Origin of the sequence: Burkholderia sp., assembly GCF_018375725.1 — a bacterium.
GTDB lineage: Bacteria > Pseudomonadota > Gammaproteobacteria > Burkholderiales > Burkholderiaceae > Burkholderia.
In genome coordinates, this window is record NZ_JAHACR010000072.1 from 1 (window position 1) to 15,667 (window position 15,667).

Below are 15,667 nucleotides of genomic sequence, written 5' to 3' on the forward strand. Positions count from 1 at the left end.
GGCGGCGCCACGCCGTCGGCGATCTTGAGCAACGCGGCCCGCAGCATGTCCGACGCATGACGGTGCTCGGCGAGACTGGCCTCGTCCGACCGTGCGCCATGCGCGGCACGGCGCCATGCGAGGCCGAGCGTATCGGCAAGCAGCGACGCATGGCCGAGGCCGAGCGCGCAGGCCGCCGCGCCGACCCGGTATGCGGCTTCGGCCGCACGCCAGGCCGCGCTCGCGTCGACCGTCGCGGGATCGGCCGACAAGTCGGCCATCGACGCATCCGCCGTCTGCAGGAAGTCTTCGTAAGCATGCGCGTTGACAGTCACGACGCCGAGTTCGCGGATCGGCGCGGCTGCAACCGCATCCGCCTCCGCACGCGCGGCGTCCGCTTCCCACAGCGCTTCGGACGCCGGCGTGCCGGCGACATGCCAGTCGACGGTGAGCCCGTAGTCGTGCAGCACGTCGACGAGCGCGACATCTTCCGCCGCCGCGCCGAACAGCGCGAAGTCCCGCCATAACAGCGCCACCGTTTCCCTGACCAGGTCGGGCGCGGCAACGCGCCGGCCTTGCGCCTGCTCGCCGAGCAGCAGGTTCGTCCGTGCGAGGAAACGCCTGAGTTCGGCGGCATTGCTGGCGCGCAGCGCACGCATGCAGGCCGTCGCGAGACGCCAGAAATCGTAAGGGGCATCGCCGGCCAGCTCGACCGCGCATGCGTCCAGCTCGTCGAGCGCCGAGTCGGGCGGCACTTGCTGGGCGCGCAGCACGGCGAGCAACGCCTGCTCGTAGCGGGCGCGCAGCCGTGCGACAAGGGATGAGGGCAATGCGCGCATCGACGCAGGCGGAACGGCCCGGCCGGCGAGCGCCAGCGCATCGTATGGCACCTGCGCGCGCAGATCGGCGGCGCTTTGGGCACGCAGCACGCGGAAATGGTCGAAAAGGATCGGCGAGCAGGCCAGCTCGCGAAGATTGTGGCGCGAGACAGCCGCACGAAAATCGTGCAATGCCGCGCGGAATCCGGCGGAAGTCGGCTCGGTGCCGACGAGCGACGCCGCGTCGGCCAGCTGGCCCGCGAAGCGGGCAGCCGGCAGCCATCCGGCTTCGGTGAATACCGCGGCCGCCGCGGACAACGGACCGGCCGCATCGTCGCGGCGGTCTAATGCCTCATCGGCCGCCGCGAGCCATGCGTCGGCCGGCCGCACCGCGCCGCCGCGCGGATTGGGCAGCGCATCAAGTACGGGAGGTACCGCCGGATCGGGGATCATGGACACTCGCGCCTGTCATCGTCAAGCCGGTCGCGCCATCGCGGCGCCGAAGCGGCCGCGGGACGCCAAGCCCGAGCGGAATGCCCTGAAGCAACGCTCAGGTCAGATCTGGACCATCTCGAAGTCTTCCTTGCGCGCGCCGCACTCCGGGCACGTCCAGTTGATCGGGACGTCTTCCCAGCGCGTGCCAGGCGGGATGCCCTCTTCGGGCAATCCGGCTTCTTCGTCATAAATCCAGCCACAAATCAGGCACATCCAGCTCTTGTATTCCATCTTAAGCCGCGTCGGGAGAGTCCGTAAATTCGAGAGCCATGATGGTACCGTGTCGGGGCCGGACTGCCTAGCAATCCGGCGCTCTAGTGGGACACATACCTTGCGGCGCGCTAAAAAATCCGCTCGGCGTACCGGATTCCGCCGCATAATGGCCGGAAAGGCCGCACCCGGCCGGTGCACGCCACCCCGCATGACCGTTTTTTCTTGCCCCATTTTTCCATGTCCAGCAATGCCCCTCCGATCGTCCTCACCTTCGGCCTGTCCGATCCCACCGGCGGCTCCGGCCTCCAAGCCGATCTGATGACCCTGGCGAGCATGGGCTGCCACGGCGTGTCCGTGCTGACGGGCTACACCGTGCGCGACTCGGCCTCCTGCGACGAGGTGACGGGACTCGATCCCGACGTGGTCGCCGCGCAGGCACGCATGCTGCTCGAGGACATGCCGGTCGCCGCGTTCAAGATCGGCGCTGCCACCCGCGCGGAAGTGGTCAGCGCGATCGCCGAAGTGGTCGCCGATTACGACGGCGTGCCGCTCGTGCTTGCGCCCGACTTCACGCTCGACGACGAACATGTGCTCGCCGCCGACGATCTGCGGGAATCGATCGCCGATCTGCTCGCGCCGCAGACGACGCTGCTCGTCGCCGACCACGCCACGCTCCTCGCGCTCGCGCAGCCGGACGGCGACGCCGAGGCGCCGAACCTCGACGCCGCGATTGCGCATCTGCTCACACAGGGCTGCGAATACATTCTTGCGACCGAAACCGGCTCTCACCGGCTCGTCAATACGCTGTACGGCGAGGAAGGCCTGCTCCGCGAGGACATGTGGGACCGCACGCCGCACCGGCTGACGGGCATCACCGATACGCTCGGCGCGGCAATCGCCGCGCTGCTCGCGAATGGCCAGGAACCGCCCGAAGCCGTGCGCGAGGCCCAGGAATACCTGTACCAGGCGGTGCGCGACGCATTCCGGCCCGGCATGGGCGCCTACCTGCCCGACCGCTTCTTCTGGGCGCGCAGCAACGACGAAGATGCCGCCCCGCCGGCGACGACGCCCGACATGCTGCCGCGCACGACGCACCGGCACTGATCCCGGCATCCGCCACGCACGATGCGCGGCGGATGTGCGCGCATAAAAAAAGACCCGCATCGCTGCGGGTCTTTTTGTTGGCGGGAACGCGCGTTGCCGCGCGCTCCGGACGCAATCGACCGAAGTCGATTACATGTCCATGCCCATGCCGCCCATGCCGCCCGGCATGCCGCCCGGCATCGGTGCTTCTTCCTTCGGCAGCTCTGCAACCGCTGCGTCCGTCGTCAGCAGCAGGCCGGCGACCGATGCTGCGTTTTGCAGTGCGGTACGCGTGACCTTGGTCGGGTCGACGACGCCGGCTTCGACCATGTCGACGTACTCGCCCGTCGCTGCGTTGTAGCCGTAGTTGCCCTTGCCTGCAGCAACGGCCGCCACCACGACGCTGGCTTCTTCGCCGCCGTTCGTGACGATCTGGCGCAGCGGCTCTTCCATCGCGCGCAGCACGATCTTGATGCCTGCGTTCTGGTCGGCGTTCGCGCCGGTCAGTGCCGTGATCGCGCTACGTGCGCGGATCAGCGCAACGCCGCCGCCCGGGACGATGCCTTCTTCAACGGCAGCGCGGGTTGCGTGCAGCGCGTCTTCGACACGTGCCTTCTTTTCCTTCATTTCGACTTCGGTCGCAGCACCGACCTTGATCACTGCGACACCGCCGGCCAGCTTGGCCACGCGCTCTTGCAGCTTTTCACGGTCGTAGTCCGACGTCGCTTCTTCGATCTGCGTGCGGATCTGCTTGACGCGCGCTTCGATGTTCGCCGCTTCGCCTGCGCCGTCGATGATCGTCGTGTTTTCCTTGCCCACTTCGATGCGCTTCGCCTGGCCCAGTTCTGCCAGCGTTGCCTTCTCGAGCGTCAGGCCGGTTTCCTCGGCGATCACCTGGCCGCCCGTCAGGATCGCGATGTCTTCCAGCATCGCCTTGCGACGATCGCCGAAGCCAGGCGCCTTGACCGCAACGGTCTTCAGGATGCCGCGGATGTTGTTCACGACCAGCGTTGCGAGTGCTTCGCCTTCGATGTCTTCCGCGATGATCAGCAGCGGACGGCCAGCCTTCGCGACTTGCTCGAGCACCGGCAGCAGGTCACGGATGTTCGACACCTTCTTGTCGTGCAGCAGCACGAACGGGTTGTCGAGGACGGCGACTTGCTTGTCCGGATTGTTGATGAAGTACGGCGACAGGTAGCCGCGGTCGAATTGCATGCCTTCGACGACGTCCAGCTCGTCGGCCAGCGACTTGCCGTCTTCGACGGTGATCACGCCTTCCTTGCCGACCTTGTCCATCGCTTCAGCGATGCGATCGCCGATCGACGTGTCGCTGTTTGCCGAAATCGCGCCGACTTGTGCGATTTCCTTGTTCGTCGTGCACGGCTTGCTGATCTTCTTCAGCTCTTCGACAGCCGCTGCGACTGCCTTGTCGATACCGCGCTTCAGGTCCATCGGGTTCATGCCCGACGCGACGAACTTCATGCCTTCGCGGACGATCGATTGCGCGAGGACGGTTGCCGTCGTCGTGCCGTCGCCTGCGTTGTCGCTGGTCTTGGAAGCCACTTCCTTGACCATTTGCGCGCCCATGTTCTGGAGCTTGTCCTTCAGCTCGATTTCCTTCGCGACCGACACACCGTCCTTGGTGACCGTCGGGCCGCCGAAGCTGCGCTCGAGCACCACGTTGCGGCCCTTCGGACCCAGCGTGACCTTCACTGCGTTGGCGAGAATGTTCACGCCTTCGACCATCTTCGAGCGGGCGGAATCACCGAATACGACGTCTTTAGCTGCCATCTTCTAACTCCTAGGATTCTTTTGAAATGTGGACCGTATGTGGACGCTTACTTGGCGTCGACCACAGCCATGATGTCTTCTTCGCGCATCACCAGCAGTTCCTGGCCGCCGACCTTGACGGTCTGGCCAGCGTACTTGCCGAACAGGACGCGATCGCCGACCTTCACGTCGAGTGCGATCAGGCTGCCCTTGTCGTCGCGCTTGCCCGGGCCGGTCGCGAGCACTTCGCCTTGGTCCGGCTTTTCAGCCGCTGCGTCGGGAATCACGATGCCCGAAGCCGTCTTGGTTTCCTGATCCAGGCGCTTGACGATCACGCGATCGTGCAAAGGACGAAGGTTCATATTCACTCCTCTCTTGAATGAGACTGAAGAACGCTTAGGGAATCTGCCCGGCGGAACGCCCGGCAGCGAATTATTAGCACTCTCGTGCAACGAGTGCTAATTATATGGACGGGTTTTGACAAATTCAAGAAGGGGCCGGCGCGGCCGATATCAAATAATTTCCGGCGCGGCGCGGGCGCTTTCACCGGCGGATCGGCACGGGATTTATCCCGATCAATCAACGATTTAGCGCATTTCGCAAACGTCTTGCCGGCAGCCCGGAGTCAGCGGTCGGGATAAGAAAGACTTGAAATGAGGCGCCAAGTTCCGCCTAGGGAAATCGCGTACATCGCCGCCGGTTATCCCGGATCAAACGTCAGGCGCGCCTCACGGAATCCCGCCCGCCGCCCCCGTCGTCCGGGGCGGCAGCGCCGGAATTCGCGTGTATCGTCATACGAATTGCGTGAATCAGGTTTCGATCCGGTGCGTGTCGAGCGACAGAATCAGCCATTCGGGCATGATGCGGGACGACGCTCGCCCCGACGTTCGTCGTGGGCGAACCGTTACGCGAACACGTCCATGAATGCGACGCCAACCACGCTGGCGATGCTGCCGACCGCGTGCATCATCCGTTCCTGGTTCTCGCGCTGTCGATGGGCGGGCGCGAGGCCGGAAATGGCCGGCACGACGTAGCGGTCGATCCGTTTGCCGCGGAATGCGGCGGCACGAACGTCCGGCCATCCGCCTCGACCGGCGCGCCGAGCAGTCGTGCGAGCCCTTTCGCACCCTCGCGCATCACGACATCGTGATTCCAGGCAAACAGCGGGCGGGCAAGCGGCGCGAGCCAGTTCATCCAGCGGATGTGCGTGCGAATGTGCCACTCGTAGCGGACGATCGTGCGGTGCCCGTCCCCGGCGAACGTCCAGCGGCCGTCGCCCTCGACCGCGCCGCTCGCCCGCCCTTCGAGCAACTGCATCGGCTCGACGCGCAGCACGCGCATATCGAAGGTCAGCCGGTACGACAACGCGCCTTTCCACCGGTAGCGGTGCAGCGCGCCGACACCGTGCGCGTCGCCGGGCTCGATCTCGACGGTTCGTTCCGCGCTCTTCCACCAGGCCGGCCACGCGTCTGCCTGATAGATCGCATGCCAGACGGCGGTCAATGGCGCGTCGATACGCCATGTCGTGCAAAACCGATAATCGGCCATGCCGCCTCCAACACATCACGGATCGAAGAAATGCTCGGGAAACGCGACGTCGATCTCGACGTCGTCGAGCGTGACGGTTTCGAGCGGCGTCTCGCCATCCTCCTCGAAGCTGATCACCTTCCGCGGAAAGCCGTCCGCCGCGTCGAGCCATAGCTGATAGCGATGCACACCACCCGCCACCGCATGCGCAGGCGCACCGACGACGCTCACGCGCAGCACGGTCCGCCCGCCGATGTCCGCCTCGCCCAGCGTGGTGGTCACGCCGCCTTGCTGCAGTTCGCGGACATGGCGAAGCAGCTCGCCGACGTCGGACTGATCGACCCGGTGGCCGCTCCGGTCGCGCACGAGCGGATTGGCCGGCGACAGCGACAACGCAGGCGGCGCATGTTCACCGAACGGCCGCAGCCGCACCTTGCGACTCGTCGGATCGTAGATCAGCACGGCGCCGTGGTGCGGCGACACAAAATCCATCCGGACATGGCCGGGTTTCCGGTACGCGTAACGGATCTCGGTCGGGTCGCCCGCCCGCGGCCACGAGCGAATCGTCGCCCGGTACGAATGCGCGCGCTCGAAATGCGCCTGCGCGACGGCCACGGGATCGGCTGTCATGCTCGCTCCTATCAACGTGGCGGCCAGTATTGCGGCGATCACGGCATCCCCTCGATCTCCAGCACGCCCTCCATGCCGCGCGCGCGATGGCTCTTGAAGAACAGCAGCCGATGCGTGCAATAGTAGGCAAAGCGCCCCGGCCGCAACGGGGTGAAACGGTATGTCTGCGGCGTCGTGCTCAACTCGGCGCGCACCGCGATACCCGCCTCGGGCGCGTCGATCACGAAGTTGTGCGGAATCATCCCCGACTCGGCCGACACCGTCAGTTCGACCGGCTTGCCGGCCTTCACGATCACGTGATCCGGATGAAAGAAGTAGCTGCCGCCGACGATCGCGACCCGCTGCACGCCGTCGGCATCGACGGCGGCACGAACCGTCGTATCGTCAGCGTGGACCAGGCTCGCATGCGCCGCGAGCGCGACCAGCAGGTTTCGTGTCATCCGCCTCATCGCAAACTCCGTTTCCGCGGGGCCGCCCCGGCCGTCATCCCTTCCACGCGTCGGGCGGGCCGCCGAGCGCGCTGCACGCTTCCATCGCGATCTCGCGAAGACGCGGGTCGTCTCCCCGTCCGGACAGCGCGTAACGCGTCAGGCGCGGCAGCCAGACCAGCAGGTCGGATTCGTAACTCATCCGCTCGCCCCGCATGCAAGCGCGCCATCACGGCCGCGCAACGTGCCACATGCCGCCCATCCCGTCGCCGCTCGCGTCGCCCGCCTGGCGATCCATCTTCCAGCGGTAGAGCGTCCCTGATACGCCCACTGCATCTTGCCGTCGGCACGCTTCACGAGGCTCCACGCGCCCGACGCCTTGTCGTACGAATCGGCGAGCGCCGGCGGCCAGTTGGCCGCGCATGCGCCGTTGCACATGCTCTTGCCCGGCGCATCCTGATCGGACACGTAGAGCGTCATGTGATCTTCGTCGACCAGCTTGCCGCCGCCGACCCGAGGCTGCTCCGCCAACGCGGGCAGTGACGCCGCGGCCGTCAGCGCGGTGATCAGCAGGATCCGTTTCATTCCCGTTCTCCTTCGCACGGCATCGCGGCGCGGCGGCGGCGGCAGACGCGCACGCCACCGTCGCGAAACCGGGCCATCGGCTTCTTCGCTGAAATTATCCCGCTGCGGAACCGTGTCGTGACTCGGTAGATAAACGGACGGGCAGCCCCTGTTATTCCGTTGCGATGGCATGGATGCGTGTCCGCGCAGGTGGCTGCCGTTCGTGTTCTTTTTTGCAGGTTGTGCGGTTTGGGGGCGCCAATAAGAAAAAGCGGCATGACATCGCTGCCATGCCGCCTTGCTGTACCAGCGGCGGGCGACGCGCGGCCGCCGCCCGACCGCCTTACTTCCGCAGTCCGCTCGACAGCGTCGAGATCAGCGACGTCACCGGCGCCAGCGGGTTGTTGGCCGACGCGCTGCCCGAGTGCGGCGTCACAGCCACGCTCGGGGTCGAACCGAGGATCGTGCCGACCGACGTGCCGACCGCGCTGACCACCGTCGCCGTTGCATTCGCACCGTTCGTCAGCAGCGAGCCCGCCGCGCCCGCGCCGGAACCCATCAGCGCGCCGCCTGCAGTCGTCTTCGAACCCGCCGCGCCTGCGACTGCGCCGCCCGCTTGCGAGAGCGCCGCCGGACCGTTCGCGAGCGCGCCCGTCAGCGTGCCTGCCGCCTGCGACAGCGGTGCGCCGGCATTGCCAAGCGTGCCGGTCACCGCCCCGACTCCGCCGGTGAGTGCCCCGACCGGATTGCTGCCGCCGGACAGCGCGCCATGCAGACCATTCACGAGACTCGTGATCGGTGCAATCGGGCTGCCGCCGGTCGAACCGGACAGCGTGTTGATCACCTGGGTCACCGCGCCTTGAACCGGCGCGAGCGGGTTCGCGCCGCCACCCACGTTGCCCAGTGCGCCCGTCAGCGTGCCAACGGCATTACCCAGCGCGCCCTGGATCGGCGCCAGCGGATTCGCCCCACCACCCACGTTGCCCAGTGCGCCCGTCAGCGAATTCACGGCCCCCGTGAGCGCGCCGGCCGGATTGCTGCCGCCAAGCGTGCCGACGATCTGATTCACCGCCCCCTGAACCGGAGCGAGCGGGTTCGAACCGCCGCCGACGCGGCCAAGCGCCCCCGTCACCGCATCCGCTGCGTTACCCAGCGCACCCGTCGCCGAGCTCAGCGCGCTGCTGAACGCACCCGCCGGGTTACTGCCGCCGAGTGTATTCACGACCTGGCTGACAGCGCCTTGCACCGGTGCCAGCGGGTTCGAGCCGCCACCGACGTTGCCCAGTGCGCCGGTTACCGTGCCAACCGCGTTGCTCAGTGCGCCGGACGGGTTGCCGCCGCCGGTGGGCAGCGCGTTCTGCAGGCTGCTGACGACGTTCGTGATCGGCGTGATCGGGCTGCTGCCGGCAGCACCGGACAGCGTGTTGATCACCTGGGTCACCGCACCTTGGACCGGTGCGAGCGGGTTCGTACCGCCGAGGTTGCCGAGCGTGCCGCTCAGCGAGTTGACCGCATTGGTCAAGGCCGAGGCCGGGTCGTTGCCGCCGAACGAACTCGCGATCTGGGTCACTGCGCCTTGAACCGGCGCCAGCGGATTCGCACCGCCGCTGACGTTGCCCAGTGCACCCGTGATCGTGTTCACCGCGTTGCTCAGCGCGCCGGACGGGTTGTGGCTGCCCAGCGCGCCGACCACTTGCGTCAATGCGCCCTGCACCGGGGACAGCGGGTTCGTGCCGCCGCCGACGTTGCCCAGCGCGCCGGTTACCGTGTCCACTGCGCCGCTTAGTGCACCAGCCGGGTTGTTGCTGCCCAGCGTGCCGACCACTTGATTCACGACGCCTTGGACCGATGCCAGCGGGTTCGTGCCGCCGCCCACGTTACCCAGCGCGCCGGTTACCGTGCCGACTGCATTGCCCAGCGAGCCTTGCGCTTGGCCCACCGCACCTTGAATCGGTGCGAGCGGATTCGCGCCTCCACCCACGTTGCCCAGCGTGCCGACCGCCTGGCCCACCGCGCCCTGAACCTGAGCCAGCGGATTCACGCCGCCAGCACCGCCAAGCGAGCCTGTCAGCGCGCCAACCGGGTCGCCGAGAGGACCGGGCAGCGTCGTCGTCACCCCGCTCGTGGTCGATGCCGTGATACCGATCGACCCCGCCGGCGTCACCCCATTCGCGGTGAGGGATGCCGATACGCCGCCCGACGGCTGAACGATCAACTGCGAAACAGGCAATGCATCAAGCGGCCCCGCCATTGCAGCACCTGATGCCAGCATCCCGAATACCGTCGAAACCGACAGCGCGACGCGCGTCAATTTAAAGTTCTTTCCCATCGTAACCTCATCACGGTTGGCACTACGTTGATCAAGCACGAGGACGGATTGCAGGAAGCGTGCCAATCAGAACGATCAGGTTTATTTGGTGAACTTATTGCAATGCAATACCGCTATCTCAATTGATTTCATTGCAAAAAATCCTACACAGCCCATCATTTGTGTGATTTATAGGGCGCGTCGGGGATAGATGTAACGTAACGTTTGCGAGCCCCGATGTAACGTGTGCCGGTACATTCGAATGGTCTCCGGAACACGTCTTTCTCAGGCCGCGCAACGTCAATCGAATTGCCTAATGAATTTCCGTTTCATCAATATGAAAATTCCTTGGAAATCACCTTGAAACTCATTTCTCATTCCGGAAAACTTCTTTCAAATCGTTCACACAACTTATTCAGCACACAGGAAAGCGGATAACCCGGCCGCTACCGACAGCGAGTTGAAAATTTGTGTCTTCTCCCGGAACAGGCACGCGAACGCCGACAGGCAGTGCGCGCAACGTGCTGCCACTGCCGATATTCACACGCTCCGCATGTCGCGCCGCCAGCCCGGCGCCGGTATTCAGCCGAAACGTGCGGGGCGATAAGGATGGGGATCGATATAGGTCGGCGCGCCCGTCATCATTTCGGCGAGCAGGCGCCCGGTCGCGGGTCCAAGCGTCAGCCCGTGGTGGCAGTGGCCGAATGCGAACCACAGATGCCGGTGACGCGGTGCAGGTCCGATCACCGGACGCATGTCCGGCGTGCACGGGCGCATCCCGAGCCATGGCGCCCGATCGAGCCGCTCGCCGATGCCGAATGCATCGCGCGCGAGCGGCTCGGCACGCGCCAGTTGCACGCCGGTCGGCGGCGCGCCGCGCTGCGCAATTTCAACGCCGGTCGTCAGGCGCAGGCGGCCGCCGTCCATCGGCGCGACGACGAAGCCCTGTTCGGTGTCGCATACCGGCACGGTCAACGTCCCGCGCGTCGGCCGGTAATGCATGTGATAGCCGCGCTTCGCGCGCAACGGAATCCGGTAGCCGAGCGGCGCAAAGACCTGATCGGACCACGGGCCAAGCGCGATCACTGCCGAGCGCGCTGCCATCCGTCCATGCACGGTCTCGACGCTCCAGACATCGCCCTCCTGCTTGAGCGTCGTCGCGTCGCCGTGCGCGAAGGTGCCGCCACCGCGCTCGAACAACTGCGCATAGGCCTTGGTCAATCCCCCCGGATTCGATACGGCCTTCGGATCCTGCCAGTGAAGCGCGCCGCAAAACGCGCCGCTGATGCTCGGCTCCTTCATGCGCAGTGCGTTGGCATCGAGCACCGTCATCCGCAACCCGTGTTCGCTCGCGATGCGCTGCTGCGCATGCGCCTCCGCGTCGAACCATGCCGGCGAGCGGAACGCCTCGATCCATCCGCCGTCGTGCACGAGCGGCTGCGCGCCGGCTCGCGCGAGCAATGCGTCATGTTCGTCGACGCTGGCCGCGACGAGCGGCAACATGTCCCGCGTAGCCGCGGCGAGACGTTCGGGCGCAGACTCCCACCAGAACCGCGCCAGCCAGCCCGCATACGCGGGCAGCGCCTTGTAGTCCCAGTAGAGGTCGACCGAGCGATTGCGCGCATAACGCAGCAGCGTGCCGAGCCTGCGCGGAAACGCATAGGGTACGACCGACGAGCGCTCGATCAGCCCCGCGTTGCCATAACTCGTTTCCTCGCCCGGCCCGCGCCGGTCGACGAGCGCGACGCGCAAGCCGCGATCCTGCAGATGCAGCGCTGACGACACGCCGACAATGCCGGCGCCCAGAACGATAACGTCGAAATCCATGCTTCCTCGCACTGCGTCGAGATTCGATGAAACGCCGCCACGCGCCCGGTATCGCACACGGAATCGCGCGCGGCGCTGCCCGCACTCACTTCGCGATGATGTCGCGCCTGAAATACTTTTGCGACAACGCGCTCAGCGTGCCGTCCTTCTTGAGTGCGTCGAGCGCGCCGACGATCTTCGCCTGCAGCGCCTTGTCGCCCTTGCGCATCCCGAAGCCGGTGCCCTCGCCGAGCGTTGCCGGATCCTTCAGCGGCTCGCCGACGATCTGGTAGAGACGGCCGGCCGGCTTGTCGAGAAAACCTTCCTGCTCGGTCTGCGCTTCCTGCACGGCGGCATCGAGCCGGCCCGCCACCAGATCCGCGTAGATCTGATCCTGGTCCTGATACGGCACGACCGACACGCCCGCATTCGCCCAGTGCGCCTTCAGGAAATCCTCCTGCGACGAACCTTGCAGCACACCGACGTGCTTGCCGCGCAGGCTCGCCGCATCCGGCAGCAGCGGCGAGCCGCGCTTCGCGACCATCACGATCGGCACGACGTAGATCGCCGGCGTGAAATCAATGCTCTGCCTGCGCTTCGCCGTGATGTTCATCGCCGAGTTGATCGCGTCGAACTTGCGCGCCTGCAACGCGGGAATCAGGCCGTCAAACGCATTCTCGACCCACACACATTTCATCTTCAGCTTCGCGCAGACCGCATTGCCGATATCGACATCGAAACCCTGCAACTGGCCTGCCGGCGTCTTGCTCTCGAACGGCGGGTAAGCCGCTTCGATCCCGAAGCGCAGCGTGGTGGCGGATTGCTCCGCGTGGGCCGCAACGGCCGCGCTCGCGAACGCAGCAGCAACGCAAAGAGAATGCTTCCAGTTCATGACAGGTTCCTGTCCGGGTTGGGGTGATGAGGATCGGGCGCGCGGCGTCGGCGGACAATGCGCCGAAACGCACTGAGCCGCTGGCGGGCGGCCTTGTGATCCATGCACGCAAAATATAGACTGTAAGTCTACTATAGACTATAAAAAGTACAGAAACCGTGTCGGCATCTGGCTGCATCCAGCCGTCAAAAAATTCACAACCCTATGATTTTTCATGAAAATCCAATCTGATCGAGCAGAAAATCAAGCCTGACATATTGAATCCATACTGGACTTTCGCTCCATCCAATCGTGACCGCATGACGCATGCGCGCTTCACGCACCTGACGCCAACATGAGCACCACGCGCATATCGTCCCGATACAATGGCGCCACCGCCGCGGCAGCAGCACGCCGGCATGCCGGAACGCCCGATGACCGGCCCGGCGAGCCGCCCGGCCGCGGCTCACTCGAGGTAGCGATTCCGATGCGCAAGAAGAAATCCCCCGTCAAAGACCTGTTGCTCACGCGCTATGCGCCGATCGCCGATGGCATCGCCGCGCTGTTCTTCCCGTATGCGGAAGTGGTGATCCACGATCTGCACGACCAGACCGTGCTGTATCTCGCGAACAACCTGTCGAAGCGCGAGGTCGGCGACGATTCGGCACTCGAGGAAATCGATCATTCGGCACGCGAACGCGTGATCGGTCCGTACGAAAAACTCAACTGGGACGGGCGGCGGATGCGCTGCGTCAGCAATATCCTGTTCGACGACGACGGACGCCCGGCCGGCATGATGTGCATCAACTTCAACATCGCGGTGTTCGACGAGGTGCGCGCGACGCTCGACCTGTTCATCAAGGGCGCGGGCGTCGTCACGCAGCCGGACGAGCTGTTCCGCGACGATTGGCAGGAGCGCATCAATACGTTTCTGCACGGCTGGCTGAGCGAGCGGCAGATCGGCCTGAACGGCCTCACGCGCGAGCATCGGCGCGAGCTCGTCGAGGCGCTTTATGCGGAAGGCGCGTTTCGCGGCAAGAGCGCGGCGAACTACGTCGCGAACGTGCTCGGCATGGGACGCGCGACGGTCTACAAGCATCTCAAGCATCTGAAGGACACGCGCGGCGAGCTGTAAGCGCTGCGCGGCGGCCCGTGCCTCAGGGCCGTGCGCCCGCAAGGCAGCTGGAGCCGAAGCACCGGACACAAAATGATATAGTCCCGGTTACATTTATTTGCCCTGCCCGCTCGACCATGCCGACTACGCCCTCCGCTACGTTCCGCCCGACGCTGACCGTCGAAATCTGGTCCGACCTGATCTGCCCGTGGTGCTGGATCGGCAAGCGTCGCTTCGATACGGCCCTCGCCACGTTCGCGCATGCGGATCGCGTCGACGTCGTATTGCGCGCGTATCGCCTGATGCCGGGCGAGCCGGTGGAGCCGGTCGAGGCGATGCTGGCCGCGAAATACCGGCTCTCGCCCCCGCAGGTCGAGCAGATGCTGCGCCAGGTGACCGAAGCGGCGGCGAGCGTCGGGCTGCGCTACGACCTGCCCGGCACGCTCGTCGGCGACACGCTCGATGCGCACCGGCTCGTGAAGCTCGCCGAAACGACCGGCCACGCGCATGCGCTGACCGAACGCCTGTACCGCGCGTATTTCAGCGAGCACGGCTCGCTGTTCGATCACGGCGCGCTCGCCGAATTCGCGGTCGACGCCGGACTCGAGCGCACGGCCGCCGAAGCCGTGCTGGCCAGCGACGCGTACCGTGACGAAGTCGAGGCCGACGGCGCCCGCGCCGCGCAGATCGGCGGACGCGGCGTGCCGCTGTTCGTGTTCGGCGGCCGCTATGCGGTGTCCGGTGCACAGCCCGCCGACACGTTCGCGCAGGCGCTCGAGCAAGCCTGGCAGGACGGCATCGTCGCGCCCGGCGAGACCGACGCAGCCGCCTGCGGCCCCGACGGCTGCGCACTTCCGCCGACCGCATAAACGCCGCACCGGCCCGGCAGCGGCCCGGAGCAGCGCATGCGGCATCGGCACCGCATTCCTCATACCTGAGAAGGCGACTCAGCGGAACCCTGCGCAGACAAGTCCCGCCGTCGACCCGGCCGCCGCGCGATCGGCCTATTTTTAACGCGGTCGTACATCGACCCGCCAGTTTTGCGACAATGTCGGACTTTGACCCGCGCGCCGCCGTCGAACGTCGCATAACCGCCTGCTTCCGATGTCGCTTCCCCATATCGATCTGCTGTACTCCGCGTCCGGCCTGTTCGTCGGCTTCCTCGTCGGCATGACCGGTGTCGGCGGCGGCTCGCTGATGACACCGATCCTCGTGCTGCTGTTCAACGTCCATCCGGCAACGGCGGTCGGCACCGATCTGCTCTACGCGGCCGCGACCAAGGCGACCGGCACGCTGGTGCACGGCGCGAAGGGCTCGATCGACTGGCGCATCACAGGACGGCTCGCGGCCGGCAGCGTCCCCGCGGCCGCCATCACGCTGTGGGTGCTGCACACGTACGGCATGCATTCGCCCGGTGCCGCGCGACTGATCCAGTCGGTGCTCGGCGCCGCCCTCCTGCTCACGTCGGTTGCGCTGATCTTCCGGCCGCAACTCGCCGCCTTCGCCGCACGCAACCCGCTTCCGTCGAGCCCGGCGCGCACGCTCTACTCCACCATCCTGACGGGCGCGGTGCTCGGCGCGCTGGTGTCGATGACATCGGTCGGCGCCGGCGCGATCGGCGTCACCGTCCTGCTCCTGCTCTATCCGGCACTCGCGACGACCCGCATCGTCGGCTCGGACATCGCGCATGCCGTTCCGCTCACGCTCGTCGCCGGCATGGGACACTGGCTGCTCGGCTCGGTCGACTGGTCGATGCTGCTGTCGCTGCTGATCGGTTCACTGCCCGGCATCGTGATCGGCAGCCACCTGTCGACGCGCGCGCCCGAGCGCCTGCTGCGCAACCTGCTCGCGTCGACGCTCGTCGCGGTCGGCGTGCGGCTCGTGCTCGCGTAAGCGAACCGGCGCGATTCCCAACGCAACGCGCGGGCGAACGGCCACGCGTCTGCCCACGCCCTGCTGACGAACGGCCGGCGCACGAATGCCGCCGGCCCGATGCATCGCCGCCCCGCCACGCATCCGGCGTGCGGAGATCTCCGCACGCGGGGCGAACTCGGTTAACAT

At 66.2% G+C, this 15,667-nt stretch carries 14 protein-coding genes and 2 pseudogenes; 4 read left to right on the plus strand and 12 right to left on the minus strand.

Annotation, left to right across the window (positions count from 1 at the left end; all coding sequences use genetic code 11):
- Window positions 1–1,250 (minus strand): hypothetical protein (locus KH616_RS11120; RefSeq protein ID WP_292244023.1); only part of this gene is annotated, 1,250 nt, incomplete at its 3' end.
- A 102-nt stretch (window positions 1,251–1,352) separates the two neighbouring features.
- The gene (locus tag KH616_RS11125; protein WP_013436118.1) at window positions 1,353–1,523 is read right to left on the minus strand and encodes a rubredoxin; all 171 of its coding nucleotides are present in this window, start codon (window positions 1,521–1,523) and stop codon (window positions 1,353–1,355) included.
- A 219-nt stretch (window positions 1,524–1,742) separates the two neighbouring features.
- Between KH616_RS11125 and KH616_RS11130 the strand changes: the two genes are divergently transcribed.
- The gene (locus KH616_RS11130; RefSeq protein WP_292244032.1) at window positions 1,743–2,609 is read left to right on the plus strand and encodes a hydroxymethylpyrimidine/phosphomethylpyrimidine kinase; all 867 of its coding nucleotides are present in this window, start codon (window positions 1,743–1,745) and stop codon (window positions 2,607–2,609) included.
- A 129-nt stretch (window positions 2,610–2,738) separates the two neighbouring features.
- On the opposite strand, the gene groL is transcribed toward KH616_RS11130, so the two are convergent.
- The 10 genes and pseudogenes from groL to KH616_RS11180 form a co-directional block, all read right to left on the minus strand.
- The gene (gene groL, locus KH616_RS11135; RefSeq protein ID WP_292244034.1) at window positions 2,739–4,379 is read right to left on the minus strand and encodes a chaperonin GroEL; all 1,641 of its coding nucleotides are present in this window, start codon (window positions 4,377–4,379) and stop codon (window positions 2,739–2,741) included.
- A gap of 47 nt (window positions 4,380–4,426) precedes the next feature.
- Complete coding sequence (locus tag KH616_RS11140) at window positions 4,427–4,720, minus strand: co-chaperone GroES (protein ID WP_292244036.1); 294 nt, start codon at window positions 4,718–4,720, stop codon at window positions 4,427–4,429.
- Window positions 4,721–5,324: 604 nt separating this feature from the next.
- Entirely contained in the window at window positions 5,325–5,906 is a 582-nt protein-coding gene (locus KH616_RS11145; protein ID WP_292244037.1) for an SRPBCC family protein, read from the minus strand.
- Window positions 5,907–5,921: 15 nt separating this feature from the next.
- Window positions 5,922–6,557 carry a DUF1571 domain-containing protein gene (locus KH616_RS11150; protein WP_292244039.1) on the minus strand — a complete coding sequence of 212 codons (636 nt, stop codon included), beginning with the start codon at window positions 6,555–6,557 and terminating at the stop codon, window positions 5,922–5,924.
- Entirely contained in the window at window positions 6,554–6,955 is a 402-nt protein-coding gene (locus KH616_RS11155) for a quinol oxidase (RefSeq protein WP_292244040.1), read from the minus strand. The genes KH616_RS11150 and KH616_RS11155 overlap by 4 nt, the downstream gene beginning before the upstream one ends.
- A 43-nt stretch (window positions 6,956–6,998) precedes the next feature.
- A pseudogene (locus KH616_RS11160) lies at window positions 6,999–7,097 on the minus strand (anti-sigma factor); the annotation flags it as partial.
- A 75-nt stretch (window positions 7,098–7,172) separates the two neighbouring features.
- Window positions 7,173–7,528, minus strand: a pseudogene (locus KH616_RS11165) (hypothetical protein).
- A 322-nt stretch (window positions 7,529–7,850) separates the two neighbouring features.
- Window positions 7,851–9,836, minus strand: a complete 1,986-nt coding sequence (locus tag KH616_RS11170; RefSeq protein ID WP_292244041.1) for a hypothetical protein — start codon at window positions 9,834–9,836, stop codon at window positions 7,851–7,853.
- A 561-nt stretch (window positions 9,837–10,397) separates the two neighbouring features.
- Window positions 10,398–11,642 carry an FAD-binding oxidoreductase gene (locus KH616_RS11175; protein ID WP_292244042.1) on the minus strand — a complete coding sequence of 415 codons (1,245 nt, stop codon included), beginning with the start codon at window positions 11,640–11,642 and terminating at the stop codon, window positions 10,398–10,400.
- An 85-nt stretch (window positions 11,643–11,727) separates the two neighbouring features.
- Window positions 11,728–12,513 (minus strand): ABC transporter substrate-binding protein, encoded by a 786-nt coding sequence (locus tag KH616_RS11180; RefSeq protein ID WP_292244044.1) that lies wholly within the window; start codon window positions 12,511–12,513, stop codon window positions 11,728–11,730.
- A gap of 334 nt (window positions 12,514–12,847) precedes the next feature.
- On the opposite strand from KH616_RS11180, the gene KH616_RS11185 reads away from it, so the two are divergent.
- From KH616_RS11185 to KH616_RS11195, 3 genes are all read left to right on the plus strand, one after another.
- Window positions 12,848–13,627, plus strand: a complete 780-nt coding sequence (locus KH616_RS11185; RefSeq protein ID WP_292244045.1) for a PAS domain-containing protein — start codon at window positions 12,848–12,850, stop codon at window positions 13,625–13,627.
- A gap of 116 nt (window positions 13,628–13,743) precedes the next feature.
- Window positions 13,744–14,475, plus strand: coding sequence for a DsbA family oxidoreductase (locus tag KH616_RS11190; RefSeq protein WP_292244047.1), 732 nt, complete (start codon window positions 13,744–13,746; stop codon window positions 14,473–14,475).
- 235 nt (window positions 14,476–14,710) lie between these two features.
- Window positions 14,711–15,499 (plus strand): sulfite exporter TauE/SafE family protein, encoded by a 789-nt coding sequence (locus KH616_RS11195; protein WP_292244048.1) that lies wholly within the window; start codon window positions 14,711–14,713, stop codon window positions 15,497–15,499.
- Window positions 15,500–15,667: the final 168 nt, after the last annotated feature.

What these genes read in the sequence shown, in the direction of transcription:
- KH616_RS11190 (WP_292244047.1), top strand. Translation starts at nt 13,744, where the DNA reads ATGCCGACTACGCCCTCCGCTACGTTCCGCCCGACGCTGACCGTCGAA.
- KH616_RS11195 (WP_292244048.1), top strand. Translation starts at nt 14,711, where the DNA reads ATGTCGCTTCCCCATATCGATCTGCTGTACTCCGCGTCCGGCCTGTTC.
- KH616_RS11125 (WP_013436118.1), bottom strand. Translation starts at nt 1,523, where the DNA reads ATGGAATACAAGAGCTGGATGTGCCTGATTTGTGGCTGGATTTATGAC.
- KH616_RS11155 (WP_292244040.1), bottom strand. Translation starts at nt 6,955, where the DNA reads ATGACACGAAACCTGCTGGTCGCGCTCGCGGCGCATGCGAGCCTGGTC.
- KH616_RS11180 (WP_292244044.1), bottom strand. Translation starts at nt 12,513, where the DNA reads ATGAACTGGAAGCATTCTCTTTGCGTTGCTGCTGCGTTCGCGAGCGCG.
- KH616_RS11185 (WP_292244045.1), top strand. Translation starts at nt 12,848, where the DNA reads ATGAGCACCACGCGCATATCGTCCCGATACAATGGCGCCACCGCCGCG.
- groL (WP_292244034.1), bottom strand. Translation starts at nt 4,379, where the DNA reads ATGGCAGCTAAAGACGTCGTATTCGGTGATTCCGCCCGCTCGAAGATG.
- KH616_RS11140 (WP_292244036.1), bottom strand. Translation starts at nt 4,720, where the DNA reads ATGAACCTTCGTCCTTTGCACGATCGCGTGATCGTCAAGCGCCTGGAT.
- KH616_RS11130 (WP_292244032.1), top strand. Translation starts at nt 1,743, where the DNA reads ATGTCCAGCAATGCCCCTCCGATCGTCCTCACCTTCGGCCTGTCCGAT.
- KH616_RS11170 (WP_292244041.1), bottom strand. Translation starts at nt 9,836, where the DNA reads ATGGGAAAGAACTTTAAATTGACGCGCGTCGCGCTGTCGGTTTCGACG.
- KH616_RS11175 (WP_292244042.1), bottom strand. Translation starts at nt 11,642, where the DNA reads ATGGATTTCGACGTTATCGTTCTGGGCGCCGGCATTGTCGGCGTGTCG.
- KH616_RS11145 (WP_292244037.1), bottom strand. Translation starts at nt 5,906, where the DNA reads ATGGCCGATTATCGGTTTTGCACGACATGGCGTATCGACGCGCCATTG.